Annotated in this window: 24 protein-coding genes; 9 read left to right on the plus strand and 15 right to left on the minus strand. The window is 72.4% G+C overall.

The window, feature by feature from the left end:
* Nucleotides 1-143: 143 nt before the first annotated feature.
* The 8 genes from GFD30_RS13700 to GFD30_RS13735 all read right to left on the minus strand — a co-directional run bounded on the left by GFD30_RS13700 (nucleotide 144) and on the right by GFD30_RS13735 (nucleotide 9,049).
* Complete coding sequence (locus GFD30_RS13700) at nucleotides 144-1,301, minus strand: endo-1,4-beta-xylanase (protein WP_153025766.1); 1,158 nt, start codon at nucleotides 1,299-1,301, stop codon at nucleotides 144-146.
* A gap of 170 nt (nucleotides 1,302-1,471) precedes the next feature.
* Entirely contained in the window at nucleotides 1,472-2,233 is a 762-nt protein-coding gene (locus tag GFD30_RS13705; protein ID WP_322633230.1) for a type III pantothenate kinase, read from the minus strand.
* A 4-nt stretch (nucleotides 2,234-2,237) separates the two neighbouring features.
* A complete protein-coding gene (gene nadC / locus GFD30_RS13710; protein ID WP_153025767.1) occupies nucleotides 2,238-3,137 on the minus strand; it encodes a carboxylating nicotinate-nucleotide diphosphorylase in 900 nt (299 codons plus the stop codon).
* On the minus strand, nucleotides 3,134-4,885 hold the full coding sequence (locus GFD30_RS13715) for an L-aspartate oxidase (RefSeq protein ID WP_322633231.1): 1,752 nt from the start codon (nucleotides 4,883-4,885) through the stop codon (nucleotides 3,134-3,136). Before GFD30_RS13715 ends, nadC begins: the two co-directional genes overlap by 4 nt.
* A 406-nt stretch (nucleotides 4,886-5,291) precedes the next feature.
* Nucleotides 5,292-6,770 carry a S10 family peptidase gene (locus GFD30_RS13720; RefSeq protein WP_153025768.1) on the minus strand — a complete coding sequence of 493 codons (1,479 nt, stop codon included), beginning with the start codon at nucleotides 6,768-6,770 and terminating at the stop codon, nucleotides 5,292-5,294.
* An 11-nt stretch (nucleotides 6,771-6,781) separates the two neighbouring features.
* Entirely contained in the window at nucleotides 6,782-7,204 is a 423-nt protein-coding gene (gene panD, locus GFD30_RS13725) for an aspartate 1-decarboxylase (RefSeq protein ID WP_153025769.1), read from the minus strand.
* Nucleotides 7,197-8,102, minus strand: coding sequence for a pantoate--beta-alanine ligase (panC, locus tag GFD30_RS13730; protein ID WP_407649052.1), 906 nt, complete (start codon nucleotides 8,100-8,102; stop codon nucleotides 7,197-7,199). The genes panD and panC overlap by 8 nt, the downstream gene beginning before the upstream one ends.
* 44 nt (nucleotides 8,103-8,146) lie before the next feature.
* Nucleotides 8,147-9,049 (minus strand): Rossmann-like and DUF2520 domain-containing protein, encoded by a 903-nt coding sequence (locus GFD30_RS13735; RefSeq protein ID WP_153025770.1) that lies wholly within the window; start codon nucleotides 9,047-9,049, stop codon nucleotides 8,147-8,149.
* Between the two features lie 313 nt (nucleotides 9,050-9,362).
* Here GFD30_RS13735 and GFD30_RS13740 point away from each other — a divergent pair, with 313 nt between their 5' ends.
* Nucleotides 9,363-10,289 carry an SAM-dependent methyltransferase gene (locus GFD30_RS13740; RefSeq protein WP_153025771.1) on the plus strand — a complete coding sequence of 309 codons (927 nt, stop codon included), beginning with the start codon at nucleotides 9,363-9,365 and terminating at the stop codon, nucleotides 10,287-10,289.
* Here the strand turns inward: GFD30_RS13740 and GFD30_RS13745 are convergent.
* Together GFD30_RS13745 and GFD30_RS13750 are read right to left on the minus strand one after the other, a co-directional pair.
* Nucleotides 10,178-11,587, minus strand: coding sequence for a cellulose binding domain-containing protein (locus GFD30_RS13745; protein WP_153025772.1), 1,410 nt, complete (start codon nucleotides 11,585-11,587; stop codon nucleotides 10,178-10,180). The genes GFD30_RS13740 and GFD30_RS13745 overlap by 112 nt on opposite strands.
* Before the next feature lie 156 nt (nucleotides 11,588-11,743).
* A complete protein-coding gene (locus GFD30_RS13750; protein ID WP_153025773.1) occupies nucleotides 11,744-12,679 on the minus strand; it encodes an AraC family transcriptional regulator in 936 nt (311 codons plus the stop codon).
* Between the two features lie 103 nt (nucleotides 12,680-12,782).
* On the opposite strand from GFD30_RS13750, the gene GFD30_RS13755 reads away from it, so the two are divergent.
* Entirely contained in the window at nucleotides 12,783-13,454 is a 672-nt protein-coding gene (locus tag GFD30_RS13755; RefSeq protein ID WP_153025774.1) for an NAD(P)H oxidoreductase, read from the plus strand.
* Nucleotides 13,455-13,463: 9 nt separating this feature from the next.
* On the opposite strand, the gene GFD30_RS13760 is transcribed toward GFD30_RS13755, so the two are convergent.
* Nucleotides 13,464-13,619 carry a hypothetical protein gene (locus tag GFD30_RS13760; RefSeq protein ID WP_153025775.1) on the minus strand — a complete coding sequence of 52 codons (156 nt, stop codon included), beginning with the start codon at nucleotides 13,617-13,619 and terminating at the stop codon, nucleotides 13,464-13,466.
* A gap of 85 nt (nucleotides 13,620-13,704) precedes the next feature.
* On the opposite strand from GFD30_RS13760, the gene GFD30_RS13765 reads away from it, so the two are divergent.
* On the plus strand, nucleotides 13,705-15,351 hold the full coding sequence (locus GFD30_RS13765; protein WP_153025776.1) for an ABC-F family ATP-binding cassette domain-containing protein: 1,647 nt from the start codon (nucleotides 13,705-13,707) through the stop codon (nucleotides 15,349-15,351).
* Nucleotides 15,352-15,609: 258 nt separating this feature from the next.
* Here the strand turns inward: GFD30_RS13765 and GFD30_RS13770 are convergent, their stop codons facing one another.
* From GFD30_RS13770 to GFD30_RS13780, 3 genes are all read right to left on the minus strand, one after another.
* Nucleotides 15,610-16,809, minus strand: coding sequence for a cytochrome P450 (locus GFD30_RS13770; RefSeq protein ID WP_153025777.1), 1,200 nt, complete (start codon nucleotides 16,807-16,809; stop codon nucleotides 15,610-15,612).
* Between the two features lie 125 nt (nucleotides 16,810-16,934).
* A complete protein-coding gene (locus GFD30_RS13775) occupies nucleotides 16,935-17,762 on the minus strand; it encodes an HAD family hydrolase (protein WP_153025778.1) in 828 nt (275 codons plus the stop codon).
* A 64-nt stretch (nucleotides 17,763-17,826) separates the two neighbouring features.
* Complete coding sequence (locus GFD30_RS13780) at nucleotides 17,827-18,678, minus strand: HAD family hydrolase (RefSeq protein WP_153025779.1); 852 nt, start codon at nucleotides 18,676-18,678, stop codon at nucleotides 17,827-17,829.
* 129 nt (nucleotides 18,679-18,807) lie between these two features.
* On the opposite strand from GFD30_RS13780, the gene GFD30_RS13785 reads away from it, so the two are divergent.
* Nucleotides 18,808-19,173, plus strand: a complete 366-nt coding sequence (locus GFD30_RS13785) for a DUF488 domain-containing protein (protein ID WP_153025780.1) — start codon at nucleotides 18,808-18,810, stop codon at nucleotides 19,171-19,173.
* Between the two features lie 133 nt (nucleotides 19,174-19,306).
* Here the strand turns inward: GFD30_RS13785 and serS are convergent, their stop codons facing one another.
* Nucleotides 19,307-20,566 carry a serine--tRNA ligase gene (serS, locus tag GFD30_RS13790; RefSeq protein ID WP_322633232.1) on the minus strand — a complete coding sequence of 420 codons (1,260 nt, stop codon included), beginning with the start codon at nucleotides 20,564-20,566 and terminating at the stop codon, nucleotides 19,307-19,309.
* Between the two features lie 65 nt (nucleotides 20,567-20,631).
* Between serS and GFD30_RS13795 the strand changes: the two genes are divergently transcribed.
* The 5 genes from GFD30_RS13795 (at nucleotide 20,632) to GFD30_RS13815 (ending at nucleotide 24,612) form a co-directional block, all read left to right on the plus strand.
* Nucleotides 20,632-20,973 (plus strand): metallopeptidase family protein, encoded by a 342-nt coding sequence (locus tag GFD30_RS13795; RefSeq protein ID WP_153025828.1) that lies wholly within the window; start codon nucleotides 20,632-20,634, stop codon nucleotides 20,971-20,973.
* Nucleotides 20,974-21,280: 307 nt separating this feature from the next.
* Nucleotides 21,281-21,664 carry a TOBE domain-containing protein gene (locus GFD30_RS13800; protein ID WP_322633234.1) on the plus strand — a complete coding sequence of 128 codons (384 nt, stop codon included), beginning with the start codon at nucleotides 21,281-21,283 and terminating at the stop codon, nucleotides 21,662-21,664.
* A gap of 302 nt (nucleotides 21,665-21,966) precedes the next feature.
* Nucleotides 21,967-22,710: a molybdate ABC transporter substrate-binding protein gene (modA, locus tag GFD30_RS13805; RefSeq protein WP_153025782.1), complete on the plus strand. Its 744-nt coding sequence runs from the start codon at nucleotides 21,967-21,969 to the stop codon at nucleotides 22,708-22,710.
* A gap of 7 nt (nucleotides 22,711-22,717) precedes the next feature.
* On the plus strand, nucleotides 22,718-23,533 hold the full coding sequence (locus GFD30_RS13810; protein WP_153025783.1) for an ABC transporter permease: 816 nt from the start codon (nucleotides 22,718-22,720) through the stop codon (nucleotides 23,531-23,533).
* Nucleotides 23,530-24,612, plus strand: coding sequence for an ABC transporter ATP-binding protein (locus GFD30_RS13815; RefSeq protein ID WP_153025784.1), 1,083 nt, complete (start codon nucleotides 23,530-23,532; stop codon nucleotides 24,610-24,612). The genes GFD30_RS13810 and GFD30_RS13815 overlap by 4 nt, the downstream gene beginning before the upstream one ends.
* Nucleotides 24,613-24,697 lie beyond the last annotated feature (85 nt).

Consider the following 24,697-nt stretch of genomic DNA (forward strand, 5'->3'; position numbering starts at 1 on the left):
GGCCGCGCGCCCCCCCGCGCGCGGGCCGGGGGGGGGGGGGGGGCGCCCCCCCCCCCCCCCCCCCCCGCCACTGGGATCGCTCACCAGTGCTCACTCGGACGTGCTCACTCCGAAGCGCTCACTCGGCGGTCCTCACGCAGTGCTCACTTGTTGAGGCCCGGCGGCGTCCGCGGGGACCTGCCGGGGGTGGCGTCCGTGAGGCCGTCGAGCAGCGCGAAGTACGCCGGCTTCTTCTCGAACTCCTCGGTCATGATCGTCGCGTAGCCCTCGTCGAAGACGCCCGGCACCCACGAGTGCCCGTCGTCGAAGCCCCAGACCGTGAAGCTCGAACAGGCCGGGACGTTCAGGCACGCCTGGAGCATGCCGTCGTACCGCTCCGCCTGCAGCGCGATCTGCTCCGCGGTCGGCTCGCCGTTCTCGTCCAGCGGCATGCGGACGTCGGCCTCGGTGACGGCCACCTGCAGGCCGAGGTCCGCGAACCGCTCGAAGTTCTCCTGCATCGACTCGTCGAACCCGTACATCAGGCTCAAGTGCCCTTGGGCGCCGAAGCCGTGCAGCGGCACACCGTCGGCGAGCAGCTCCTGCGCGAGGGCGTAGTAGGCGTCGGTCTTCTCGTTCACGCCCTCGGCGTTGTAGTCGTTGAGGAAGAGCGCCGCCTCGGGGTCCGCCTCGTGCGCCCACCGGAAGGCGTCGCCGATGAGGGCGACCGGGTCCTCCGAGCATGCCTTGAGGAAGGGGTTGGCCTCGGTGCGCAGCTTGACGCCGCCCGCGTCCCAGGTGTCCTGGAAGATCTCGTTCGCCACGTCCCACTCGTAGATGTCGCCGGCGTAGCGGCCGACGACGGTGCGGATGTGGTCTTCGAGGACGTCGCGCGCCTCGTCGCAGGTCCAGGTCGCACTGGCTTCGGTCACCCACGCCGAGTTCTGGCTGTGCCACAGCAGCGTGTGGCCGCGCACCTCCTGGCGGTTCGCCTTGGCGAAGGCCACGACGGCGTCCGCGCCGGAGAAGTCGTAGACGTCGGGCTCGGGATGGATCTCGGCCCACTTCATGTCGTTCTCGGGGGTCACCGAGTCGAACTCGCCGCCGAGGATGGCCTCGAATTCGTCGGGGTTCGCGTGGTCGTAGTCGAGCAGCTCGCTCTGCCCCCAGACGGCGCTGCCGATCCTGAGATCGATCGGTGCTTCACCGCGGAGGGTGGGCTCGTGCGGGTCCGCCCCGGCTGTGGCCCCCGTCAGCGCCGCTGCCGCGACGGCCGCCGCCGAGACGGCGGCAGCCCGAATAACGGTCCTGGAATAGGACATGTTCGTTCCTCTCGTATCGGGTCCTACGGGAGGTGAGGGCACACCGTGGAACTCGTCCGAGACTAGCGGCGCCGATCACACGACACAAGAGCCCCTCTCGCATCCTGGTAGGCCGGGCAGGGCGCGCCCGACCGCCCCGACCGCCCGGCCGGACGCGACGCGGCCCGCGGTCAGGCGTTGCGGTCCCAGATCATCCTGAGGCCGTGCAGGGTCAGGTTCGGCTCGTAGTGGGTGATGGTCTCGCACTCCTCGATGACGACCGGGGCGAGGCCGCCGGTCGCCACGACCGCGGTCGGGTCGGTGCCGAGCTCGGCGGTGATGCGGCGGACCAGGCCGTCGACCTGGGCGGCGGTGCCGTAGACCATGCCGGACTGGAGGCATTCGACGGTGTTCTTGCCGATGACGCTGCGGGGCTTCACGAGCGGGATCTTCAGCAGGTTCGCGGCGCGGGAGGCGAGGGCGTCGATGGAGATCTCGATGCCGGGCGCGAACGCCCCGCCGAGGAAGTCGCCGGTCTCGGAGATCACGTCGATGTTCGTCGAGGTGCCGAAGTCGACGGTGATGCACGGCCCGCCGTAGAGGTGGAAGGCCGCGTACGTGTTCGCGATCCGGTCGGGTCCGGCCTCGCGCGGGTTGTCGATGCTCAGGCGCACACCGGTCTTCACGCCGGGCGCGATCTGGACGAGGACGGCGTGCGGGTAGTACCGCTGCGCCATCTTGGCGACCTCCGCGCCCTGCTGGGGCACGGTGGAGGACAGGGCGATCCCCGACAGGTCCACGCCGTCGCCGTCGAGGAGGGCCCGGAACGTCAGGCCCAGCTCGTCGGCGGTGGCGTGCGGGTCGGTGCGGATCCGCCACGAGTGCTTGAGGGTCTCGCCGTCGAACACGGCCAGCACCGTGTTCGTGTTCCCGATGTCGACGCACAGCAGCACGGGTCTACTCCTCGAAGTCCAGGCCGATGTCCAGAATGGGCGACGAGTGCGTGAGCGCGCCGACCGAGATGTAGTCGACCCCGGTGGCGGCGTACTCGACGGCCGTGTCGAGGGTGATCCTGCCGGTGGCCTCGAGCTCGGCGCGCTCGCCGACGGTCTCGACGACCTCGGCGAGCTCCTTGGGGCTCATGTTGTCGCACAGGAGGAACACCGCGCCGGCGGCGACCGCTTCGAGGGCCTCCTCGAGGGTCTCGACCTCGACCTGGATGTCCACGTCGGGCTCGGCGGAGCGGACGGCGGCGAAGGCCTCGCTGATCGAGCCGGCGGCCTCCTTGTGGTTGTCCTTGATCATCGCGACGTCGTACAGGCCCATGCGCTTGTTGTCGCCGCCGCCGGCACGCACCGCGTACTTCTCGAAGGCGCGCAGGCCGGGCGTGGTCTTGCGGGTGTCGAGGACGGTGGTGTGCCAGTCGGCGAGGACGTCGGCGAAGCGGCGGGTGTGGGTGGCGACGCCGCACATGCGGCACAGCAGGTTCAGGGCGGTCCGCTCGGCGGCGAGGAGCGACCGGGTGGGGCCGGTGACGCGGGCGAGGACCTGGCCGGCGCGGATGCGCGCGCCCTCCTTCGCGAGGTACTCGAACCGGACGTCGCCGGGCATCGCGTGGAAGACCGCGTGCGCGACCGGGAGGCCCGCGAGGAGCCCGTCGGCGCGCGCCGTGATGGCCACTGTGGACTTGTGATCGGGGCCGAAGATGGACTCGGAGGTCACGTCGCGGCGGGCGTGGGAGAGGTCTTCGTCGAGGTAGTCCTGGACGGCGACGTACACGTCCTCGGGGTCGAGGCGGAGGGCGAGCAGCCGCTCGTCCAGTCCGGCCCCGCCGGGGACTTCGGCGAATCGGCTCATGCGATGGGCTCCCAGGTGGTCTCGAGCTCCCCGTCGGAGCTGATGGAGAGGCACAGGTGGCCGAGCCAGGCGTCGGCGGCCTCGGGGTGGTCCTCGCGCCAGTGGCTGCCGCGGGTCTCGCGGCGCCGGTGGGCGGCGGCGGTCACGGCGGCCGCGACGGTGAGGAGGTTCGTGGCCTCCCATGTGGCCGGTCGCGGACGTCCGGACACATTGTCCCCCAATGCCGTCAGCGACGCAGCGGTGGCCTCCAGTGACGCCTCGGAGCGGAGCACGCCGGCGCCGGCGGTCATCGCCTCCTGGAGGGGCGCGCGGGAGGTGGTGGAGCAGACGCTGCCCTCGCCCTCGGGCAGCTCGGGGACGCCGGGGCTCGGCTTGGACTCGGCGAGGCCGTCGGCGATGCGCTGCGCGAACACGAGCGCTTCGAGCAGGGAGTTCGAGGCGAGCCGGTTGGCGCCGTGCAGGCCGGTGCAGGCCGCCTCGCCCGCGGCGTAGAGCCCGGGGACGCTGGTGCGGCCGTGCAGGTCGGTGCGGACGCCGCCGGAGGAGTAGTGCGCGGCGGGCGCGACGGGGATGAGGTCGGTCACGGGGTCGACGCCGATCGCCCGGCACGACGCGGTGATCGTCGGGAACCGGTGCTCGAGCATGTCGCGGCCCAGGTGGCGGGCGTCGAGCCACATGTGCGGCTTGCCTTCTGCGATCATCCGGGAGGTGATGGCCTTGGCGACGACGTCGCGGGGCGCGAGCTCGGCGAGCTCGTGGACGCCGACCATGAACCGGTCCCCCGAGAAGTCGCGCAGGTGGGCTCCCTCACCGCGGAGCGCTTCGGAGATCAGGGGTTGTCGGTCCCCGGAGATAACTTCGGAACCCAGTTCGGTGCCCCCGGCCGCGGAGCCGCCGCCGGGGCCGGGGGTCCCGTTCAGTCGCAGGTCGCCGCCGGCGACGAACAGGGACGTCGGGTGGAACTGGACGAATTCGAGGTCGGTCACGGTCGCGCCGGCCCGCAGCGCCAGCGCCACGCCGTCGCCGATGGACACGGAGGGGTTGGTGGTCGACTGGAAGATCTGGCCGAGGCCGCCGGTGGCGAGCACGACCGCGCGGGCCTCGACGCCGCCGACGCCGTACTCGACGCCTTCGCCGAGGACGTGGAGGCTCACCCCGGCCGCGTGGCCGCGGGCGTCGGTGAGCAGGTCGAGGACCATGGCGTGCTCGATGATCCGGATCCACGGGTCGCGCAGGACCGCGGAGTGGAGTGCCCGCTGGATCTCGGCGCCGGTGGCGTCGCCGCCGGCGTGGACGATCCGCCGGGCGCGGTGCCCGCCTTCGCGGGTGAGCTGGAGCGAGCCGTCAGGATGGCGGTCGAACTCGGTGCCGAGGTGGATGAGGTCGGCGATGCGCTGCGGGCCTTCGGTGACGGTGACGTCGACGGCTGCGGGGTCGCAGAGTCCGACGCCGGCGATCTGGGTGTCGCGGGCGTGCGCTTCGGGGCTGTCGAGGGGGTCGAGGACGGCGGCGACGCCGCCTTGTGCCCAGCGGGTGGAGCCGTCGTCGATGCGGACCTTGGTGACGACGGTGACGTGGAATCCGGCCTGGCGCAGGTTGAGCGCGCAGGTCAGGCCGGCGACGCCGGAGCCGATGACGCACACGTCGGTGGTCTCGGTCCAGGACGGCGCCTCGGCGCGCAGGCGCCGCGGCAGACGCGGCAGGTGCGGGAGCGCCCCGGCCTGCGGTCCGGTGAACACGGGTGGCACGTGCCGTCGCCCTTCTAGCCCGGCCGCCCGGCTCGCCCGGGGACCTGCTCGGTGTGCGCTCCGGCCGGAGCCGGTGCGCGGTTCGGATCAACTGTGCTCTCAGAACGCGCCCTCGCGCCAGCGGACGTGACGCCCGCATCAGCGGCTCCGGCTGCAAGTCCGGTCCGGCGGAGCAGTCCCCGCACCGCGGGCGCCGCGCGGCGCACCGGGGTGCCGCGAGACTGAAACCGTCGTGCCCGGCCGGAGATGGACCGCACGGAGTCGTGGCCGCCGCTGGGAGCCGTCGCGCGGGAGCCGCCGGCGGGTCCGGGGTGCGGCGTGTTCTCGGCGGGACGCGGCCGGGCCCGGCCCGCGCCGCTCGAGGCGGTGCAGGCCGGGCCCGGGTTCGCGGTGGTCACGGGTGCGGTCAGCCCCGGGCCGAGGCGCGCTGGACGAAGTCGGCGAGGTCGGCCGACTGGCGCACGCGCGATTCCTCGTGCACGTACATCATGTGGCCGGCCGGGTAGGACTTCGTCTCGACGCGGTCGCGGTCCGCGAGGGGGATCTCGAGCTGGTCGAGGGTGTACTCGATGGCCTCGATCGGGACGCCGCCGTCGTAGCGGCCCATGGCCACGTGGACCTTCATGTGCGGGTTCAGGCGCATGGCGTTGCCGAGCTTGCCGATGACGTCGACGGCCTCGCCCTCGAACTCCTTGTAGGACCACGGGTGGACGGCCCGGGAGAGCCGCTCGTAGACGTGGTCGTTCTCGTATTCGAGCTCGGCGCGCAGGTAGTACTGGAGCGCGGCCGAGTACGGGCCGTCGGTCCCGGTCAGGAACGGGTCGTACGGCATCTGCTCGTACGTGTAGTGCTGGGCCGGGCCGGTGAAGCGCGTGTCGAGGCGGCCGGTGACCAGGCGCTTGTGGCGCAGCAGCTCCGCGTAGAAGCGGGTGTGCTCCAGGCGCAGGTTGGCGCGGTCGACGTAGTCCTCGCTGACGCCGGCGAGCGACGCGATCTTGGCGACGGCGGCGGCGCGCTCCTCGGGGGCGAGGTTCTGGCCCTTGGCGAGGACGGCGCGGTACTCGTCGGCGTAGGCGCGGGCCTCCGCGACGACGTCGTCGAGCTCGCGGTCCGGGTGCAGCCCGTGGTAGTGGGCGGTGGCCGCGTACATCGGCAGGAACAGCGGGTTCGGCAGGTCGGAGCGGCTGGTGTGGTACAGCGTCTCCATGTTGAACGCGGGGGCGATGAACATGACGCCGTTGAGCGCGAGCCCGAACCGGGTGAGGAGGTACTCGGCGATGCCGGCGCCGCGGGTGCCGCCGTAGGACTCGCCGATGAGGAACTTCGGGGAGAGCCAGCGGTTGTTGCGGGTGGTCCACAGCCGGATGATCTCGCTGACGGACTCGATGTCCTTGGAGAAGCCGTGGTAGTCGCGGGGGTTGCCGCCTTCGACGGCGCGCGAGTAGCCGGTGGAGATCGGGTCGATGAAGACCAGGTCGCTGTGGCGCAGGAGGGTCTCCTCGTTGTCGAGGAGGCCGTACGGGGGCGGGGTGAGGTCGCCGGCGTCGCCGGAGTCGACGCGGCGCGGGCCGAGCAGGCCCATGTGCAGCCAGATCGACGACGAGCCGGGGCCGCCGTTGAAGGCGAAGGTGACCGGCCGCTCGGTGACGTCGGCGTCGTCGAGGGTGTAGTAGGTGATGGAGACCTCGGCCTTGGGCTTGCGGCCGTTGAACTTGTCGTCCTCGGTGACCTCTTCGTGGAACACGATGCGGCCGGTGGTCGCCGTGTAGGAGAGGTCGCCGAGGGTGTGGTGGGTGGTCTTCAGGTCGTCGACGGGCTCGGACTTGTCGGTCTTGCCCCCGTCCGTCCCTTTGTCAGCGGTCTCGTTTTTGGGTTCTTCGCTCATGAGTCTGTAACTTACCGCTCGGCTAGTGGCGATGCCACTGCGTTGCCGGCGGTCCCGGGCGCGGGGTGGGCCTTGTCGTCGTTGACCTCGATGATCTCGTTGCGCTCGTTCACGTGGACGACCGTCGGCCGGAACGCGCGGGCCTCCGCGTCCTCCATCTGCGCATACGAGATGAGGATCACAAGATCGCCGGGGGCGACGAGGCGGGCGGCGGCCCCGTTGATGCCGATCACGCCCGAGCCGCGCTCGCCGGCGATCGTGTAGGTCTCCAGGCGCGCGCCGTTGGTGATGTCCACGATGGACACCTGCTCGCCGTCGAGGATGTCGGCGGCGTCGAGCAGGTCCGCGTCGACGGTGACCGACCCGACGTAGTGCAGGTCGGCCTGGGTGACGGTGGCGCGGTGGATCTTGGACTTGAACATGGTCCTAAACATCGGGGGTCCAGCCTTTCTGAATGACCACGGGGGCGTTGTCGATGAGGCGGGTGTTCCCCACCTTCACCGCGATGAGGATCCGCGCCGCATCGGCTTCCGCGAACGGGATCGAGAGGAGGTCGCTGCGGACGTCGACGTAGTCGACCTCGACGCCGGGCTCGGCCTCGAGGACCGCGAGGGCCGCGCCGCGGACGCGCTCGGCCCGGTCGACGTGCTCGGAGACGCCCTCCTCGGCGAGGGCCACCGCCGCCGCCTGCGCGGCGCGGATCGCGCGCGGCACCGCCAGCGCGGTGCGCCGCTCCGCGGCCGACAGGTACGCGTTGCGGCTCGACAGGGCGAGGCCGTCGGGCTCGCGGACCGTCGGCACCGTCTCGATCGCGACCGGGAAGTCGAGGTCCCCGACCATGCGGCGGACCATCGCCTGCTGCTGGAAGTCCTTGGCGCCGAAGCACGCCACATCGGGGCGGGTGAGGTTGAACAGCTTCGCCACCACGGTGAGCACCCCGGTGAAGAACCCGGGGCGGGACGCGCCTTCGAGGACCTCGCCGTGCTCGCGCGGGTGCACCTTGGTGACGTCCTCGCGCCCGTCCGGGTAGATCTCCCGCTCCGAGGGCGCGAACACGAGGTCGACGCCTTCGGCCTCGCACATGGCGACGTCGGCGTCGAGGGTCCGCGGGTACTGGTCGAGGTCCTCGCCGGGGCGGAACTGGAGCGGGTTCACGAACACCGTCACGATCACCGAATCGGCGATCTCCTTGGCGCGCTTGATGAGCGCCCGGTGCCCGTCGTGGAGCGCGCCCATCGTGGGGACGACCGCGACGCGGCCGGGCAGCGCGGCGCGGGCCTGCGCGAGCTCGGCCTTCGTGCGGACCAGCCGTACGGCGCGGCCGGACGGCACCGTCTCGCGCTGCGGCACCGACGTGTCGGGCGAGGGGTGGGGGCTCAAGGGGTCTCCTCCTTGTCGGGGTGGGCGAGCACGTCGAGAAGGCCCTCGGCGTCGCCGCTCCTGAGGCGCCCGGAGTCGAGGGCGCGCTCGGCGGTGCGCCGGGCCATGGCCCGGTAGGTCCCGGCGATGCCGGTGCCCTCGAGCGCCTTCAAGTGCTTGGCGACCGTGCCCGCGTCGCCGCGCGACACCGGCCCGGTCAGGGCCGCGTCGCCGTGTCGCAGGGCGTTGTCGAGCGAGGCCGACACGAGCGGTTCCATGAGCCGCTCGGGGTTCGCGACCCCAATGGCGCGCAACTGGTCCGCGGCGTCGTTCACCAGGGTCATGAGGTGGTTCGCGGCGTACACGAGCGCCGCGTGGTAGCGGGGCCGGTCGGCCTCGTCGACGTGCTCGGGCTCCCCGCCCATCTCCAGGACCAGGGCCTCGCCGACGAAGCGGGCCTCGGCCTCTCCGGTGACCGCCCACGAGATCCCGGCGAGCCGCTCGAGGTCCTCGTCGCGGCCGGTGAACGTCATCGCGGGCGCGAGCGCCACCGTCAGGGCCCCGGCGTCCCTGGCGGGCCGCAGGACGTCGGCGCCGAGCGCACCGGAGGTGTGGACCCAGATCTGGCCGGGCCGGACCTCCAGGGAGGCGACGAGCGGCGCGATCGCGTCGTCGGGGACGGCGATGAGCACGAGGTCGGCGGCGGCGACCACGTCGGGAGGGGAGAGGATCTCGGCGCCGGGCAGGTGCCGGGCGGCGCGCTCGCGGGAGGCGTCGGATACGGCGGAGGCGGCCACTACGCGGTGGCCGGCGCGGGTGAGGGCCGCTCCGACGACGGAGCCGACCCGGCCTGCGGAGACGACGCCCACGGCGAGCCGTGAGGCCGGCCGCTGCCACGCTCCGCTGCGCTGCTGATCCATGAATGCTGATCCAGTCCTCAGAGGTACCGGTCATTGCTTACGCGTTAATTGTGCGTCTCCGAAATGACAACGCCAGTCCGGGAGCCCCCGAGTGGTGATTCTCACTGACGGCCGGGCCGGTGGCGGAGGCCCGGACCTACCGGAACGCCGACGGCGAAACCGACTGCCACCGGTGAACCCGGCGCGAACGTGCGGGCCCGTCCGTTCGCGCGTAAGGCGACCGACCGTCCCGGCACCGGCGACGGAGCGAGCCGGCGGGTGGGACGTGCCCGCGCATCTTCCCGAACCACCGGACAGGGCCTATGGTCAGACGATGGCGGGGTTCGAGCGGTGGGGCGCGGCGATGGCGCGCGCCCTCTACGGGCCCGGCGGCTTCTACCGGCGCGAGCTGCCCGCACACCACTTCGCGACCAGCGCCCAGACCCGCGCCTTCGCCGACGCCGTCGCGGCCCTCGCCGAGGAGGCCGACGCGCGGCTCGGCCGACCCGACGCGTTCACGGTCGTCGACGTCGGCGCGGGCGGCGGCGACCTCCTCGCGCACCTCGCCGACCTCCTGCCCGAGCGGATCGCCCTGACCGCAGTGGAACTGCGCCCTCGGCCCACGGGCCTGCCCGAGCGGATCGGCTGGCGCGCCGAACCCCCCGAGCGGATCACCGGCCTGCTGATCGCCTGCGAACTCCTCGACAACGTGCCCTGCGACATCGCCCTTGTGGATGACGCCGGCGAGCGGCGGTACGAAGAGGTCGACCGCGACGGCGCGACCCGCCCCGGCGACCGGCTCGACGCCCGCGACGCCGACTGGCTCGACCGCTGGTGGCCGATCGCGGCGCCGGGCGACAGGGCCGAGATCGGCCGGCCCCGCGACGAGGCGTGGCACGACCTGACCGGCCGCCTGGTGCGCGGCACCGCCCTCGCGGTCGACTACGGGCACACCAGGACCGACCGGCCCGGGGACCGCACCCTCACCGCGTTCAAGGACGGCCGCAGCACCGCGCCGGTCCCGGACGGCACCTGCGACCTCACCGCCCACGTCGCCGTCGACGCGGTCGGCGCCGACCGGATCGAACGCCAGCGCGACGCCCTGCGCGACCTCGGCGTACGCGCCGAGCGCCCGCCCATGGACCTCGCCTACCGGGCGCCGGTCGAATACGCGACGGCGCTCGCCAAGGCGGGCGAGGCGGCCCGGCTCACCGACCCGGCGGGCCTGGGTGCGCACTGGTGGATGCGCACCGACCGGTGACCCTGCGCCGCTTCGCGGACCGCGGCGGTGCAGGTCACCGCCGGCGTCGCCGCCGAGCCGGTGGCGACGAATCCCCATGCCGAGATCGTCTGGCCGGCCCGCACGCTCCCGTTCCAGCCGACGTCGGCCGCGGTGACGGTCGATCCGCTGGTGGTGACGTCGGCGTTCCAGTGGCTGCTGATGCGCTGGCCGCCGGGCCAGGTCCAGGTGACCGTCCATCCGCTGACGGCGCCGGATCCGGCGGTGACGAGGAGGTTGCCCTGCCAGCCGGAGCCCCAGTCGTTGACCACGTCGATCTCGGCCGAGCAGCCGGAGCCGGTCGGGGGCGGGCTCGTGGTCTCCCCGGGGGAGGTGGTGTCGTCGGGAGAGGTGGTCTCCTCGGGCGGGTCGGACGCGAACCGGTTGAAGAACGCCCAGGTCTCGCCCGGGAGCCAGGAGTTCGCGCCGTCACCGGAGGCGCCGTCCCGCGGGGCCTGGATGTGCCCTTCGTCGAACGAGGCCCAGACGACCGGGTGGTCCTCGGAGCATCCGGCGAACTCGGTGGTGATGTGCGTCCGGCTGCCCCGCGGCGGCGACGGCGTGGTCTGCGGGGTGCAGCCGTTGTTGGCGACGAACCTGTCGCGCTGCGAGATGCCGTCGGTGAAGTTGTCGGTGGTGCCGTGCGCCGCGAAGACGGCGACGGGCTCGGTGCCGCCGCTGCATCCGCTGACGAACCCGGGCGAGCCGTACGGGGCGATCGCGCGGAACACGTCGGGGCGGGAGCACGCGAGCGAGTAGCTCATGGCGCCGCCGTAGCTGAATCCGACCGAGAACCGCTGGTCGGTGTCGATGCACAGCGCGCCTTCGATGACGTCGAGCATGGCGTCGGTGAAGGCGACGTCTTCGCCGCCGTTGTTGGCCCAGGCGTTGTCCAGGCCCTGGGGGGCGACGAAGATCGTGGAGCCGCCGGCGAGCCGCTTGAGCCCGTAGTAGGCGTAGGTGCCGGTCTGCACGTTCTCGCCGGTGGCGACGTTCTGGGCGGTGCCGCCCCACCAGTGGAATCCGAAGACGAGCCGGTACGGGTGGTCGCGGTCGTAGTCGGCGGGGATGTCGAGGATGAAGCTGCGGCTCTTGCCGCCGCTCTGGATGGTGTGCGTGCCGCTGGTCAGGCCGGGGGCCCGGCCGCATCCGGCGGTCGATGCGGCCTGCGCCGGGGAGGCTGCGGGGTCGGCCGCGGCGGTAAGCGCGCCGGCGGTGACGAGCGCCGCCAGGGCTGCCGCGACAAGCGCGAGGCGCGCACCTGTTCGCAAGGGCTTCATGATGAGACGCCTTTCGTGTTGACGAATGGGGTGGATGAACTGCGTCCCTGTGGCCGAGCGTGCTGTGAGAGGCCCTGAGCCCCACAGTACCGTGGTTATCGATAACTGTCTATATATCGGTGTGTCGCGAACCGGCGCCGGCTCCCTCCGGAAGGCTCACACCGCGACCGGGTGCCGGTTCGCCGCCCGGTACGCCGTGGGGCTGGTCCCCTTGCGGCGCTTGAACGCGTTGCTGAACCCGAACTGGTCGGCGTAGCCGACGATCCGGGCCACCTGCGCCACGGTCAGCTCCGGGTCGGCGAGGAGCTCCTCGGCGCGCTCCATCCGCCGCTCGGTCAGGTACGTCAGGGGCGGTTCGCCCATGATCTCGTTGAAGCGCTTGGCGAGCAGGGCCCGCGAGACCCCGGCCTCGGTGGCGAGGCCGGCCACGGTCCACGGCGCGGACAGGCGGGTGTGGATGGCCTCCAGGGCGGGCCCGGCGACCGGGTCGGCGAAGCCGCGGTACCAGGCGGGGGCCTGCTCGCCCTGCTGGTCGAACCAGGTGCGGAGGGTGCAGACCAGCCCCCAGTCGAAGAGGCGGTCGATGTACGCCTGCGTGCCGGGCTTGCGGGAGGCGAAGTCCTGGATGGACGCGTCGAGCATGACGCACACCTCGGTGGGGTCGTCGATGACGAGCACCGGCGGCAGGGCCCGCATGAGCCGCTCGTGGCGGCGGCCCGAGGCCCGGTAGGCGCCGACGTACAGGTCGGTCGCCTCGCCCGGCCCGCCGGGCGGGTCGCCCACGCCGGCGGGGCCGCACGCCTCGGGGTCGAAGCAGGTGAGCCAGTACTCGAGGTGGGAGCGTTCGACGGAGGCCGGGTCGTCGGCCATGCGGAACGGCTCGTGGCCGCGGACGACCGCGGTCTGCCCCTCCTTCAGGGGCACCTCGGTGCCGTCGGCGAGGAGGATCACGCCGCCGCCGCGGGCGACGCTGATCATCGTGAGCGGGGCCCGGTCGTCGAAGCCGACCACCCAGGGCGCCTTGAGGATCGCGCCGGAGAGGAGCGCGCCTTCGGCGCGGATGCCACCGAGGAGTTCACTGAGCGGGTCCATGCCCCGATGGTAGACGATCGCGCATGAATCGGAGCGCCTCGGCCATCGCACGTCCACGCGTTCGCGGTTGTACTGGAGTCCACCACACCGTTTGGAGGCCATCATGAACCGGACCGCCCTGGTCGTCGTCTCGCACCACCGCGCCGACTCGCTCACCGTCCACATCGGCGACGTCGCCGCCGCGCGCCTCAAGGAGGCCGGGTACGAGGTCGACGTGCTCGACCTGCACGCCGAAGGGTTCGACCCGCGCATGACCGAGGCCGACCAGCCGGACTGGGACGACCGCGACAAGGTCTACTCCCCCGAGGTCCAGGCCCACATGGAGCGGATCCTCGCCGCCGACGTGATCGTCCCGGTGTTCCCCGTCTACTGGAACGGGCTCCCGGCCCTGCTCAAAGGCTGGATCGACCGCGTGTGGAACTACGGTTTCGCCTACGGGCGCAGCAAGCCCCGACTTGCGGGCAAGCGCATGCTGTGGCTCGGCCTGGCCGGTGCCGCCGACGGGGACGAGTACGCGGCATGGATGAAGGACATCCTGGACCGCGTGCTGCGCGAGGGGATCTCGTTCTACAACGGGATCACCGAGGCCGCCGTCGCGGTGCTCCACGACGCCGAGGGGGAGCCGCAGATCGTCGACGCCGAAGGGAACTTCAGCAAGGGCGAGGCCCTCTCCGGCGAGGCGCGCGCGGCCCACTACGCGGCCATGGACCGCCGGGCCGCGGCGCACCTCGAGGCGTTCCTCGGCCTGCCCGAGGCCGCGCCGGCGCGCCCCTGAGCCGGCCGGCTACTCGCGCCCGAGGAGCCAGCCGATCCCGGCGATGAGCGCGATCAGTCCGAACGCGACGTAGATGGCCAGCTCGACCCAGTCGCTGGGCGACAATCGGCGCCAAAAGCCCTTGGGGGTCCGCTCGGGACCGTTCCGGTCAGGGGTGTCGTTCATTGCTCCAGCGTATGCAGGTCCGCCCGGCCGCGGCCACCGCCGCAAACGCTTTGACGGGCGGAGCACGTCCGACCACAATCGCGGGATGGGATTCGTGGACCTCGCAGGCGTACGGTACGGGCTCGGCGACGGCCGGACCCTGTTCTCGGACGTGTCGTTCCGTGTCGGCGAGGGCGCGAAGGTGGCGCTCATCGGTGCGAACGGGACGGGCAAGACGACCCTGCTGCGGATCGTCACCGGCGACCTCCAGCCGGAGGCGGGGACGGTCGCGCACGCGGGCGGGCTCGGCGTCATGCGCCAGCTCGTCGGCATGCGCGAAGGCGAGCGGCCCCTGGGGGACCTCGCGGCCGAGCTCGGCCCGCCGCCCCTCCGCGCCGTCTGGGAGCGCCGCCGCCGGGCCGAGCGGCGGATCGCGGACGGCGGCACCGAGCGCGACCAGCTCGCGTACGCGCAGGCGCTCGCCGACTGGGGCGAGGCCGGCGGGTACGAGTTCGAGGTCGTGTGCGACACGGTCGCCGTCGCGGTCCTCGGGAAGCCGTGGACGGAGGTCGAGCAGCGCCCCCTGCGGACGCTCTCGGGCGGCGAGCAGAAGCGGTTCGCGCTCCACCTGCTGCTCCAGGGCCCGGGCGAGGTCCTGGTGCTCGACGAGCCGGACAACTTCCTCGACGTCCCGGCCAAGCGCGAGCTGGAGGCGGCGATCCGCGAGTCGGCCAAGTCGATCCTGTTCGTCTCCCACGACCGGGAGGTCCTCGCGAACGCCGCGGACCGGATCGTCACGCTCGAGGCCGGGACGGCCTGGACGCACGGCGGCGGGTTCGCGACCTGGCACGAGGCCCGCGCGGCCCGGCACGAGCGGTTCGAGGAGCTGCGGCGCCGCTGGGACGAGGAGCACCACAAGCTGCGCGAGCTCATGCTCATGTACAAGAACAAGGCGGCGTTCAACTCCGACATGGCCTCCCGGTACCGGGCCGCGCAGACGCGGCTGCGGAAGTTCGAGGAGGCCGGGCCGCCGCCGGCGCCGCCGCGCGAGCAGGACATCCGCGTGAAGCTCGCGGGCGAGCGCACCGGCAAGCGCGCCGTCGTGTGCGAGCGGCTGGAGCTGGAGGACCTGACGTTCCCGTTCGACCTGGAGGTCTGGTACGGCGACCGGGTCGCGGTCCTGGGCGCGAACGGCACCGGCAAGAGCCACTTCCTGCGGCTGCTCGCCCGAGGCGGCTCCGACCCGGAGGCCGGGGTGGCGCCCGAGCGGCGGCTGGACCCGGTGCGGCACAGCGGGACCGCGCGGCTGGGCGCCCGCGTCCGCCCCGGGCACTTCTCGCAGACGCACGAGCATCCGGAGTTCGCCGGGCGCACCCTGCGGGAGATCCTGTGGGAGGGCGACCGGGACCGGCCCTCGCTCGACCGCTCGCGGGCGATGAGCGCCCTGTCCCGCTACGAGCTCGCCGACCAGTCCGAGCAGGACTTCGGGACGCTCTCGGGCGGCCAGCAGGCCCGGTTCATGGTGCTGCTGCTGGAGCTGTCGGGCGCGACCTGCCTGCTCCTGGACGAGCCGACGGACAACCTCGACCTCGCCAGCGCCGAAGCGCTCGAGGAGGGCCTGAAGACGTTCGACGGCACCGTCATCGCGGTCACGCACGACCGCTGGTTCACGCGCGGCTTCGACCGGTTCGTGGTGTTCCAGCAGGACGGCGAGGTGGTCGAGTCGGACGAACCGGTCTGGGACGTCCGCTGACGGCGCGCTGGGGCGCGGCCGGGACCGCACTGGTGGCTGGCGGTCCCGGCCGCGCGTCTCGGGGGGGGGGGGGGGGGGGGGGGGGGGCCCCGGCCGGGCAGGCTGGGGGGGGGGGGGGCCCGGCCCCCGCGTCTCGGGGGGCGGTGCGGGGCGGGGCGGTCGCCTCGGCCGGTCACCGCCCGGCGGTGCTCATCAGGCTGTCCTCACCGGACGGTGCTCATCAGGCTGTGCTCATCGACGGTGCCCGCCATGCGGTGCTCACCAGGCGACCGGGAGGGTGTGGACCCCGTAGGTGACCATGTCGCTGCGCAGCGGGATGGTCTCGGAGGGGACGGCGAGCGCGAGGCCGGGGAACGCGGCGAGGAGCTTGGCGAACCCGATGCGCATCTCGATGCGGGCGAGCTGGTGCCCGATGCACTGGTGGACGCCGAAGCCGAAGGCGAGGTGGCCCTGGGCGTCGCGGGTGACGTCGAGCGCGTGCGGGTCGGGGAAGCGGGACGGGTCGCGGTTGGCGGCCTGGAGCGAGATGGTGACGTGGTCGCCGGCCCGGATCCGGTGCCCTTCGAACTCGAAGTCCTCGGAGGCGACGCGGAGCCGTCCGATGTGGAGGATGGTGAGGTAGCGGAGGAGTTCTTCGACGGCGCCGGGCATGAGCGCGGGGTCGGCCCGGAGCAGCGCCATCTGGTCGGGGTGCTCGAGGAGCGCGAACGTGCCGAGGGCGAGCATGTTCGCGGTGGTCTCGTGGCCGGCGAGGAGGAGGAGCGCGGCCATGCCGCAGATCTCGTCGTCGCCGAGCTCGGGGTCGGCGGCGAGGTCGCTGAGGATGTCGGGCCCGGGGTGCTCGCGCTTGCCGGGGACGAGCCCGGCGAGGTAGCCAAAGAGCTCCATCATGACCTGGCCGCGCCGTTCGAACGGGAGGGTCATGTCGACGACTTCGGCGGAGGCGGTGTGGAACCGCTCGCGGTCCTCGTCGGGGACGCCGAGCATCTCGCCGATGACGAGGGCGGGGACGGGGAGTGCGAAGTCGGTGACGAGGTCGGCCGGGGCGCCCTTGGCCTTCATCGCCTCGATGTGCCGGTCGACGAGGACGCCGACGTGCGCTTCGAGGGCGCGCATGCGCCGCAGCGTGAACGACCCGGTGAGCTTGCGGCGGATGCGGGTGTGTTCGGGCGGGTCGAAGAAGTTGAAGAACCCGGGGGTGACGGGCCGTCCGGCGTCGTGGAAGCCGGGCAGGTCGATCGGGGAGCGGACGGGGTCGGCGGCGCTGGACCAGCGGACGTCGGCGAGGGCGCGCTTAGCCTCGTCGTACCCGGTGACGAGCCAGCCTTCGACGCCGTCGGGGTGGTACCTGATGCGGCGCACGGGGACCGCCTGGAGGTCGAGCAGCGCCGCCGGCGGGTCGTACCGGCTCTCCTTGCGGTAGGGCATGCCGAAGGGGAGCGTGTCGGCTTGGGACATGTGGTCTCCTGTGCGCGAACGGATCGGCTCGTGGTCCCCACCACAGGGGAGCCTAGGGCGGTTCGCGCCGCGGCGCAACGGCCGCGGCGCGGGTTGTCCGAGATCCGACAGACCGCTCCGGGCGGCTACAGGAGTTCGAGGAGTTCCTCGATGTACTGTGCGACGCCGTCGTCGTTGTTGCCGGCGGGCGCGATCTCGCTGGCGGCGGCCTGGACCCACGGGTGCCCGTTGGGCATCGCGACCGAGTGGCCGGCGGCCCTGATCATGGAGAGGTCGTTGGTGGCGTCGCCGAAGACGAGCACGTCGGACCAGTCGATGCCGAACTTGTCGAGCACGACCTGGATCCCGGCGGCCTTGGTGACCCCGACCGGGCAGACCTCGAGCATGCCGACGCCGGACTCGGTGACGGTGACCAGCTTCGGGTCGACGACGTCCTGCGCGGCCACGAGCAGCTCGGGACCGGTGTGGTGGTCGGACACGAAGTAGCCCTTGACCATCGGGCCGGTGAACGCGACCTCGCGCGGCGCGGTCTCGAGGTGGACGCCGGGCCACGGCCAGTCGGGCATGGCGTCGCCGATGATCGCCCGGTCCGGGTCGGCGGGTTCGGCGAGCGCGCGCACGGGGCCGACCTCGGCTTCGATGAGCCGCAGGGCCTCGTGGAGGATCTCGCCGTCGACGGACCGGTCGGCGAGCTCGACGACCGTGTCGTCGTAGCGGCACTCGTAGACGAACGCGCCCTGGCCGAGGACGAGGAAGTCCGCGGACGGGACGTCGTTGCGGCACATGTCGAGCAGGCGCGGGCCGCGGCCGGTGGCGCCGACGAGGATGACGCCGGACGCGGCGAGGCGCTTGAGCGCGGCCATGGTCCTGGGGGACACGGTCTCGTCCGTGCGGACGACCGTCCCGTCGAGGTCCGTGGCGACGAGTCTCGGGAGCCGGGCCAGTTGGATCATGCGTCCTCCTCGTAGTCTCGATCCGCTGCCGCCACGAATCTCGTTCGTCGTAATCCCGCCCGGCTCATGGGAACCAGCGGGCGAGCACTGTCGCGACGCCGTCCTCCCACACCGAGGGCGCGACCTCGTCTGCGGCGGCGCGCACGTCGGGATCGGCCTGTCCCATCGCGACGGCGTACCCCGCCCACGCGAACATGGTCAGGTCGTTGTGGGCGTCGCCGAAGACCACGGTGTCGGCCGATGATACGCCGTAGCGTTCGGCGATGCGGGCAATGCCGGTCGCCTTGCTGACGCCGGGCGGGCCGATGTCGACCCAGCCGTTGTATCCGACCTCCACGTGGTACGCGAGCGGGTCGAGCCCGGCGCCCTGCGCGAGGCGCAGCGCGTGCGGGCAGCGGCTGGCGCCGCCGTACCGGTTGTCGGAGGCGACGCGGGCGACGATCCGGGCGGCGGGCCGGCCCATGATGTCGTCGAGGTCGATCGCGCCGGCCCACTTCGCGTGGAAGTCGCGCTTGAAGCCCTTGGTGTGCCACCAGCCCTCGAGGCCGTACGCGACGGCGAACTCGACGTCGGGGTCGGAGGCGAGGAACGCCTCGATCGCGGCCCGGGTGTCGACGACCGCCTCGTGCGAGACCTCGCCCCGGCCGAGGTCGTACTCGGCGGCGCCGTGGTTCGCCGACGCGAAGCCCTCGTCCAGGCCCAGGTCGGCGGCGGTGCGGACGGTGCCCCACAGGGCCCGGCCGGTGACCACCGCGACCGGCACGCCGGCCTCCCGGACGGCCGCGATCGCGTCGATCACGGCCCGCGTGGGGGTCGTGAGCTGCTTGTCGTGGTAGTCGACGACGGTGCCGTCGAGGTCGATCGCGACGAGTTTCGGGGGCGTCTCTCTCAGTCGGGCCGGGGCGATGTCTGACACACTCCAACCGTAGCGTCACCCGGGTGAACAGCGGGGTGTCGAGCGGCTGAACTCACGTGGCCGGCCTCGTGAAAGCTGCAATCGCACCAAACCCACCCATCGCGGGGCGCGGGGGCCTACCGTGCGTGTATGTCCGACATCACGATCCAACGCGTCTACGAGTACCGCCAGGAGCCGCAGCGGGCCGGGGCGGTGTTCCTCGTCGACCGGCTGTGGCCGCGCGGGGTCAGCAAGGAGGACCTCGACGGCGTCGAGTGGGCCCAGGACGCGGCGCCCTCGCCGAACCTGCGCATCTGGTTCGGCCACATGGCCGACCGCTTCGACGAGTTCGCAGGCCGCTACCGCAGCGAACTCGACAACCACCCCGACCGCGCCGAACCCCTCCTCGCCGCCGCCCGCCAGGGCCCGGTCACCCTCCTCTACGCCGCCAAGGACCCCGAGGTCAACCACGCCCTCGTCCTCAAAGCCTGGCTGGACGAGCAACTCACCGAGTGACGCCCCCGGACTGTCGGACCCTCGTGTCAGGGTTCATTACCGGGCCCGCGACACGGCGCCCGTCGGCTCCGCCCCTGCCCGCGAAACGAAGCGGCCCGCCGACGATCCGCCGGCGGGCCGCTCCACGCGTTCGCTACTTCTTCGGTTCGAGGACTTCCTTGCCGAGGTACGGCTGGAGCGCCTTCGGCACCGCCACCGTCCCGTCCGGGAGCTGGTGGTTCTCCAGGATCGCCACGATCCAGCGCGTCGTCGCCAGCGTGCCGTTCAGCGTCGCGGCGACCTGGTTGCGGCCCTGCTCGTCGCGGTACTTCACGTTCAGGCGGCGCGCCTGGAACGTCGTGCAGTTCGACGTCGACGTCAGCTCGCGGTAGCGCCCCTGCGTCGGCACCCACGCCTCGCAGTCGAACTTCCGCGAAGCCGAGGTCCCCAGGTCGCCCGCGGCGACGTCGATGACCCGGTACGGCAGCTCCATCTTCTGCAGCATCCGCTCCTCATAGGACAGCAGCTGCTCGTGCTCGGCCGCCGCGTCCTCGGGCCGGCAGTACGAGAACATCTCGACCTTGTCGAACTGGTGCACCCGGATGATCCCCCGGGTGTCCTTCCCGTACGAGCCCGCCTCGCGGCGGAAGCACGACGACCAGCCCGCGTACCGGCGCGGCTGCGTCAGCTCCCCGAGGTTCTCCCCCGAGTGATACGCCGCCAGCGGCACCTCCGAGGTCCCCACCAGGTACTGCTCGTCGCGCTCGAGGTAGTAGATCTCGTCGGCGTGCTCGCCGAGGAAACCCGTGCCCTCCATGGCATCCGGACGCACCAGCACCGGCGGGATCATCGGCATGAAGCCCGTCTCCACCGCCTGCTGCATCGCGAGGTTCAGCATGGCGAGCTGGAGCAGCGCCCCGTCGCCGGTCAGGTAGTAGAACCGCGAGCCCGAGACCTTCGCGCCCCGCTCGGTGTCGAGCAGACCCAGCGCGGTACCGAGCTCGAGGTGGTCCTTCGGGTCCTCGATCTTCGTGCGCTCGCCGACCTCGCGGAGCACGACGTAGTCGTCCTCGCCGCCGGCGGGGGCCTCGTCGGCCACCAGGTTCGGGATGGCCTTCCCGGCCGCCTCGAACGCCGCGGCCGTGGCCGTCACGCGGGCCTCGGCCTCCTTGACCTCGGCCGCGAGGGTCTTCGTGCGCTCGAGCAGCGCCTGCTTCTCCTCGGCGGCCGCGCCGGCGATCCGCTTGCCCAGGCCCTTCTGCTCGGCGCGGAGCGACTCGAAGGACTGGAGGGCACTGCGGTGCTCGGCGTCGGCGGAGAGGAGGGCGTCGACGGCGTCCGGGGACGCGCCCCTCTTGCGCTGGCTGTCGCGATAGGCGTCAGGGTGCTCTCGCAGTGCTCGCAGATCAATCACGTCCACAGATTACCGGCCGGGCCGCCGGGGTCCCCAGCGCATATTGTGGGCGTGTGGCGGTAGATATGGACGAGGCGGACTTCGAGGCGGCGGTCGCCGACGCGCTCGACTCGGTGCCGGCCGAGCTGATGGCGATGCTCGACAACGTCGTGATCCTGGTCGACGACGAACCCGAGGGCCCCGACCGGGAGCTCCTCGGCCTCTACCAGGGCACGGCCCTGACCGACCGCGGCTGGGAGTACGGCGGGGTCCTCCCCGACACCATCACGATCTACCGCGGCCCGACTCTGCGCATGTGCTCGACGCCCGAGGAGGTCGTCGAAGAGGTCGCGGTGACCGTCGTCCACGAGATCGCCCACCACTTCGGCATCGAAGAGGAACGCCTCCACGAACTCGGTTGGGGCTGAACCGGTTCGAGGGCATACCAAACCGGTATTCGGCCGTGAGTACCGCCGAATCCGCGGGCCCCCGGTTCAAGAACCGTGCCATACGGGTCCGACAATCGGCCCACGCCGACGGGAGGCTTTCGGAGGGCAGCCCAAACCGCTTTTCGGCCGCCCGTACCGCCCAACCCGCGGGCCCCCGGTTCAAAGACCGTGCCACAGGGGTCTGACATTCCAGAGGCTGCAAATGCGATGCTGAACCGATAACGGTCTGGTGAATACGAGCGATGTTCACTACCACCGCTCGCATTCGCGAGGCTACGATCTCCGGGTGACGACGTTTCGCATCGGAGAGGCCGCCGAGCTGCTCGGGGTCTCCGCCGACACCCTCCGCCGGTGGATCGACGCCGGGAGGCTCGCCGCCGAACGCGACGAGCACGGGCACCGGGTGATCACCGGCGCCGACCTGGCCGGGTTCGCGCGAGAGCGGGCGGCCGCGCCCGACGGCACCGGGAACTCGTCGGCGCGCAACCGGCTGCGCGGCATCGTCACGGCGATCGTGAAAGACCAGGTCATGGCCCAGGTCGACCTCCAGGTCGGGCCCTTCCGCGTCGTCTCCCTCATGAGCCGCGAAGCCGTCGACGAACTCGGCCTCGAGGTCGGGTCGCTTGCGACGGCCGTCGTCAAGTCCACCAACGTCGTGGTCGAACGATGATGCGGCCGGGGAACGGCGCCGCCGAACCACCGACCGGCCCGGGAGCACAAGCCGAGAACGGCGCCGCCCAGGCGCCGACCGACCCAAGAGCGCCGCGAGCGGGGAAAAGCACCGCCCAGGCACCGACCGGTCCAAGAACGCCGCGAGCAAGGAACAGCGCCGCCGGCACACCGCCCGGCCGGGGAACGACACGAGCGAGGAAGAATGCCGCCCCGGCCCCGCCCGATTCAAGGACGACACGGTCGAGGACCGGCGCCTCCGAATCGACCACCACTCCGAACACCGAACCCCGGGAGACCCGCATGCGCACCGGATTCGCCCTCGCCCTGACCGCTTGCCTCTCGCTCGCCGCCCTCACCGGCTGCGGCGGCAGCGACGCATCGGGGACGACGACCCTCACCGTGTTCGCCGCCGCCTCGCTCACCGAGGCGTTCACCGAGATCGGCGACCGGTTCGAAGCCGAGCACGACGGTGTCACCGTCGAATTCAACTTCGCCGCCTCCTCCGACCTCGCCGCGCAGATCACCGAAGGCGCGCCCGCCGACGTCTTCGCATCCGCCGACCAGGGCAACATGGACAAGGTCGTCGACGCCGGCGCCGCCGCCGACCCGCAGACCTTCGCGCTCAACCAGCTGGTGATCGCAGTCCCCGAAGGCAACCCCGACGGCGTCACGGGCCTCGCCGATCTCGCACGGCTCGACTTCGCCGCCTGCGCCCCCGAAGTCCCCTGCGGCGCCGCCGCCCAGACCGCCGCCGAAGGCACTGACCTCACCCCGGTCACGTACGAAGCCGACGTCAAGTCCACCCTCCAGAAGCTCACCCTCGGCGAGGTCGACGCCGCACTCGTCTACCGCACCGACGCCCTCGCCGCACAGGACGAAGTGGACGCGGTCGAGTTCCCCGAATCGGCTGCGGCAGTGAACGCCTACCCGATCACCGCCCTCGCCGACGCCCCCGAACCCGACCTGGCCGCCGCGTTCACCGAGTACGTCCTCGGCGACGACGCGCGGACCGTCCTCGAGACCGCCGGATTCCAGCGACCCTAGCCCTACGATGAGGAACACCATGCCCGCCAAGCGAACCCGCCAGCGCCGCCGAGTCCCGGCCGCACTCCTGGCGCCCGCGGTCGTCGGCCTCGCGTTCCTCATCCTCCCGCTCGCCGGCCTCCTCGCCCGCGCCCCGTGGACCGAACTCCCCGCGCGTCTCACCGAACCGGCGATGCTCGACGCGCTCCGGCTCTCACTGGCCACCGCCACGACCGCGACCGCTCTGTCCCTCCTCTTCGGAGTCCCGATCGCGTGGCTGCTCGCGCGCGGGGACTTCCCGGGACGGAGCGTCCTGCGCGCGCTCGTCACCGTGCCCCTCGTGCTCCCGCCGGTCGTCGGCGGCGTCGCGCTCCTGCTCGTGTTCGGCCGCAGCGGCATCGTCGGCTCCTGGCTCCACGAGCGCTTCGACGTCACGATCCCGTTCTCCACCACCGCGGTCGTGCTCGCGATGACCTTCGTGTCCATGCCGTTCCTGATCGTCTCCGTCGAAGGCGCCCTGCGCGGCGCCGACCTTCGGTTCGAAGAGGCCGCCGCGACACTCGGCGCGGGCCGGTGGACCGTGTTCACCCACGTGACACTGCCGATGATCGCCCCGGGCGTCCTGGCCGGGGCCGTGCTGTGCTGGGCGCGGGCGCTCGGCGAATTCGGGGCGACGATCACGTTCGCGGGCAACTTCCCCGGCCGCACCCAGACGATGCCGCTCGCCGTCTACCTTGCGCTGCAATCGGATCTGGAAGCCGCGATCGTGCTCAGCCTGATCCTGCTCGCGGTGTCGGTCGTGGTGCTGGCGTCGCTGCGTGAGCGCTGGACGGCGGTCGCATGAGCACCTCTCCGCACCGAACCACCACGCCAGGACTGGACGCGCACCTCGTCGTGGATCGCGGCTCGTTCCGCCTGGACCTGCGCCTGACGGCCGCCCCGGGGGAGACCGTGGCGCTCCTGGGACCGAACGGCGCCGGAAAGACCACGGCACTGCGGGCCCTCGCGGGCCTGGAGGCGCTGTCCGACGGGCACATCGCACTGGACGGTGTCGTGCTCGACCGGCCGCGCGGCGGGCGCAGGGTACCGCCCGAGCACCGCCGGATCGGCGTCGTCTTCCAGGACTACCTGCTGTTCCCGCACCTGAACGCGATCGACAACATCGCGTTCGGGCCGCGGCGGCGCGGCCTCGGCCGGGCCGAGGCAAGGGACCTCGCCGCCCAGTGGCTTGACCGGGTCGGCTTGGGCGACTTCGGGAAGCGGCGCCCCGGGCAGCTCTCGGGCGGCCAGGCGCAGCGGGTCGCGCTGGCGCGGGCGCTCGCCGCGGAGCCTTCGCTGCTGCTGCTCGACGAGCCGCTCGCGGCCCTGGACGCGCGGACGCGGCTCGACACGCGGGTGGAGCTCCACCGGCACTTGGCCGGGCTCGCGGGCCCGGCGGTGCTCGTGACGCATGATCCGGTGGACGCGCTCATGCTCGCCGACCGCCTCGTCGTGGTCGAGGACGGGCGGGCGGTCCAAGAGGGCGACGGCGAGTCGGTGACGGCGCGGCCGCGCACGGACTACATCGCGCGCCTGGTCGGACTGAACCTGTACCGGGGCACGGCTTCGGGGCGGACGGTGCGGCTCGCCTCGGGCGAGGCGCTGACGACTGCTGAAGCGCTCGAAGGGGATTCGTTCGCGGCGTTCCCGCCGAGCGCGGTGGCGCTGTTCCGGACCGAACCGGACGGCAGCCCGCGGAACACGTGGCGCGCGGTCGTGACCGGGGTGCACCGGCACGGCGATCACCTGCGGGTCCAGCTCGACGGTCCGATCCGTGCGGCGGCGGACGTCACCCCGGCCGCCGCGGCCCAGCTCGGCCTCGAACCCGGCCAGGAAGTGTGGGCCGCGGTGAAGGCCGCCGAGATCCGCGCCTACCCCGCGTGAGATGGGCGGGGCCGCAGCGGCCCGGCTCGGTCTCGAACCCGGCCGGGACCTGTCCGATGGATCGGGGCGAGGCGGTGTGAATCGG

The sequence above is a fragment of the Glycomyces albidus genome (assembly GCF_009451885.1).
Taxonomy (GTDB): domain Bacteria; phylum Actinomycetota; class Actinomycetes; order Mycobacteriales; family Micromonosporaceae; genus Glycomyces; species Glycomyces albidus.

Bases quoted from the DNA above. Each gene is read 5' to 3' on its own strand.
- GFD30_RS13700 (WP_153025766.1), bottom strand. From the start codon at position 1,301: ATGTCCTATTCCAGGACCGTTATTCGGGCTGCCGCCGTCTCGGCGGCG.
- GFD30_RS13735 (WP_153025770.1), bottom strand. From the start codon at position 9,049: ATGGATCAGCAGCGCAGCGGAGCGTGGCAGCGGCCGGCCTCACGGCTC.
- GFD30_RS13775 (WP_153025778.1), bottom strand. From the start codon at position 17,762: ATGATCCAACTGGCCCGGCTCCCGAGACTCGTCGCCACGGACCTCGAC.
- GFD30_RS13760 (WP_153025775.1), bottom strand. From the start codon at position 13,619: ATGAACGACACCCCTGACCGGAACGGTCCCGAGCGGACCCCCAAGGGC.
- nadC (WP_153025767.1), bottom strand. From the start codon at position 3,137: ATGAGCCGATTCGCCGAAGTCCCCGGCGGGGCCGGACTGGACGAGCGG.
- GFD30_RS13765 (WP_153025776.1), top strand. From the start codon at position 13,705: ATGGGATTCGTGGACCTCGCAGGCGTACGGTACGGGCTCGGCGACGGC.
- GFD30_RS13720 (WP_153025768.1), bottom strand. From the start codon at position 6,770: ATGAGCGAAGAACCCAAAAACGAGACCGCTGACAAAGGGACGGACGGG.
- GFD30_RS13740 (WP_153025771.1), top strand. From the start codon at position 9,363: ATGGCGGGGTTCGAGCGGTGGGGCGCGGCGATGGCGCGCGCCCTCTAC.
- GFD30_RS13745 (WP_153025772.1), bottom strand. From the start codon at position 11,587: ATGAAGCCCTTGCGAACAGGTGCGCGCCTCGCGCTTGTCGCGGCAGCC.
- GFD30_RS13795 (WP_153025828.1), top strand. From the start codon at position 20,632: ATGGACGAGGCGGACTTCGAGGCGGCGGTCGCCGACGCGCTCGACTCG.
- GFD30_RS13755 (WP_153025774.1), top strand. From the start codon at position 12,783: ATGAACCGGACCGCCCTGGTCGTCGTCTCGCACCACCGCGCCGACTCG.
- GFD30_RS13770 (WP_153025777.1), bottom strand. From the start codon at position 16,809: ATGTCCCAAGCCGACACGCTCCCCTTCGGCATGCCCTACCGCAAGGAG.
- panD (WP_153025769.1), bottom strand. From the start codon at position 7,204: ATGTTTAGGACCATGTTCAAGTCCAAGATCCACCGCGCCACCGTCACC.
- GFD30_RS13815 (WP_153025784.1), top strand. From the start codon at position 23,530: ATGAGCACCTCTCCGCACCGAACCACCACGCCAGGACTGGACGCGCAC.
- GFD30_RS13750 (WP_153025773.1), bottom strand. From the start codon at position 12,679: ATGGACCCGCTCAGTGAACTCCTCGGTGGCATCCGCGCCGAAGGCGCG.
- GFD30_RS13810 (WP_153025783.1), top strand. From the start codon at position 22,718: ATGAGGAACACCATGCCCGCCAAGCGAACCCGCCAGCGCCGCCGAGTC.
- modA (WP_153025782.1), top strand. From the start codon at position 21,967: ATGCGCACCGGATTCGCCCTCGCCCTGACCGCTTGCCTCTCGCTCGCC.
- GFD30_RS13785 (WP_153025780.1), top strand. From the start codon at position 18,808: ATGTCCGACATCACGATCCAACGCGTCTACGAGTACCGCCAGGAGCCG.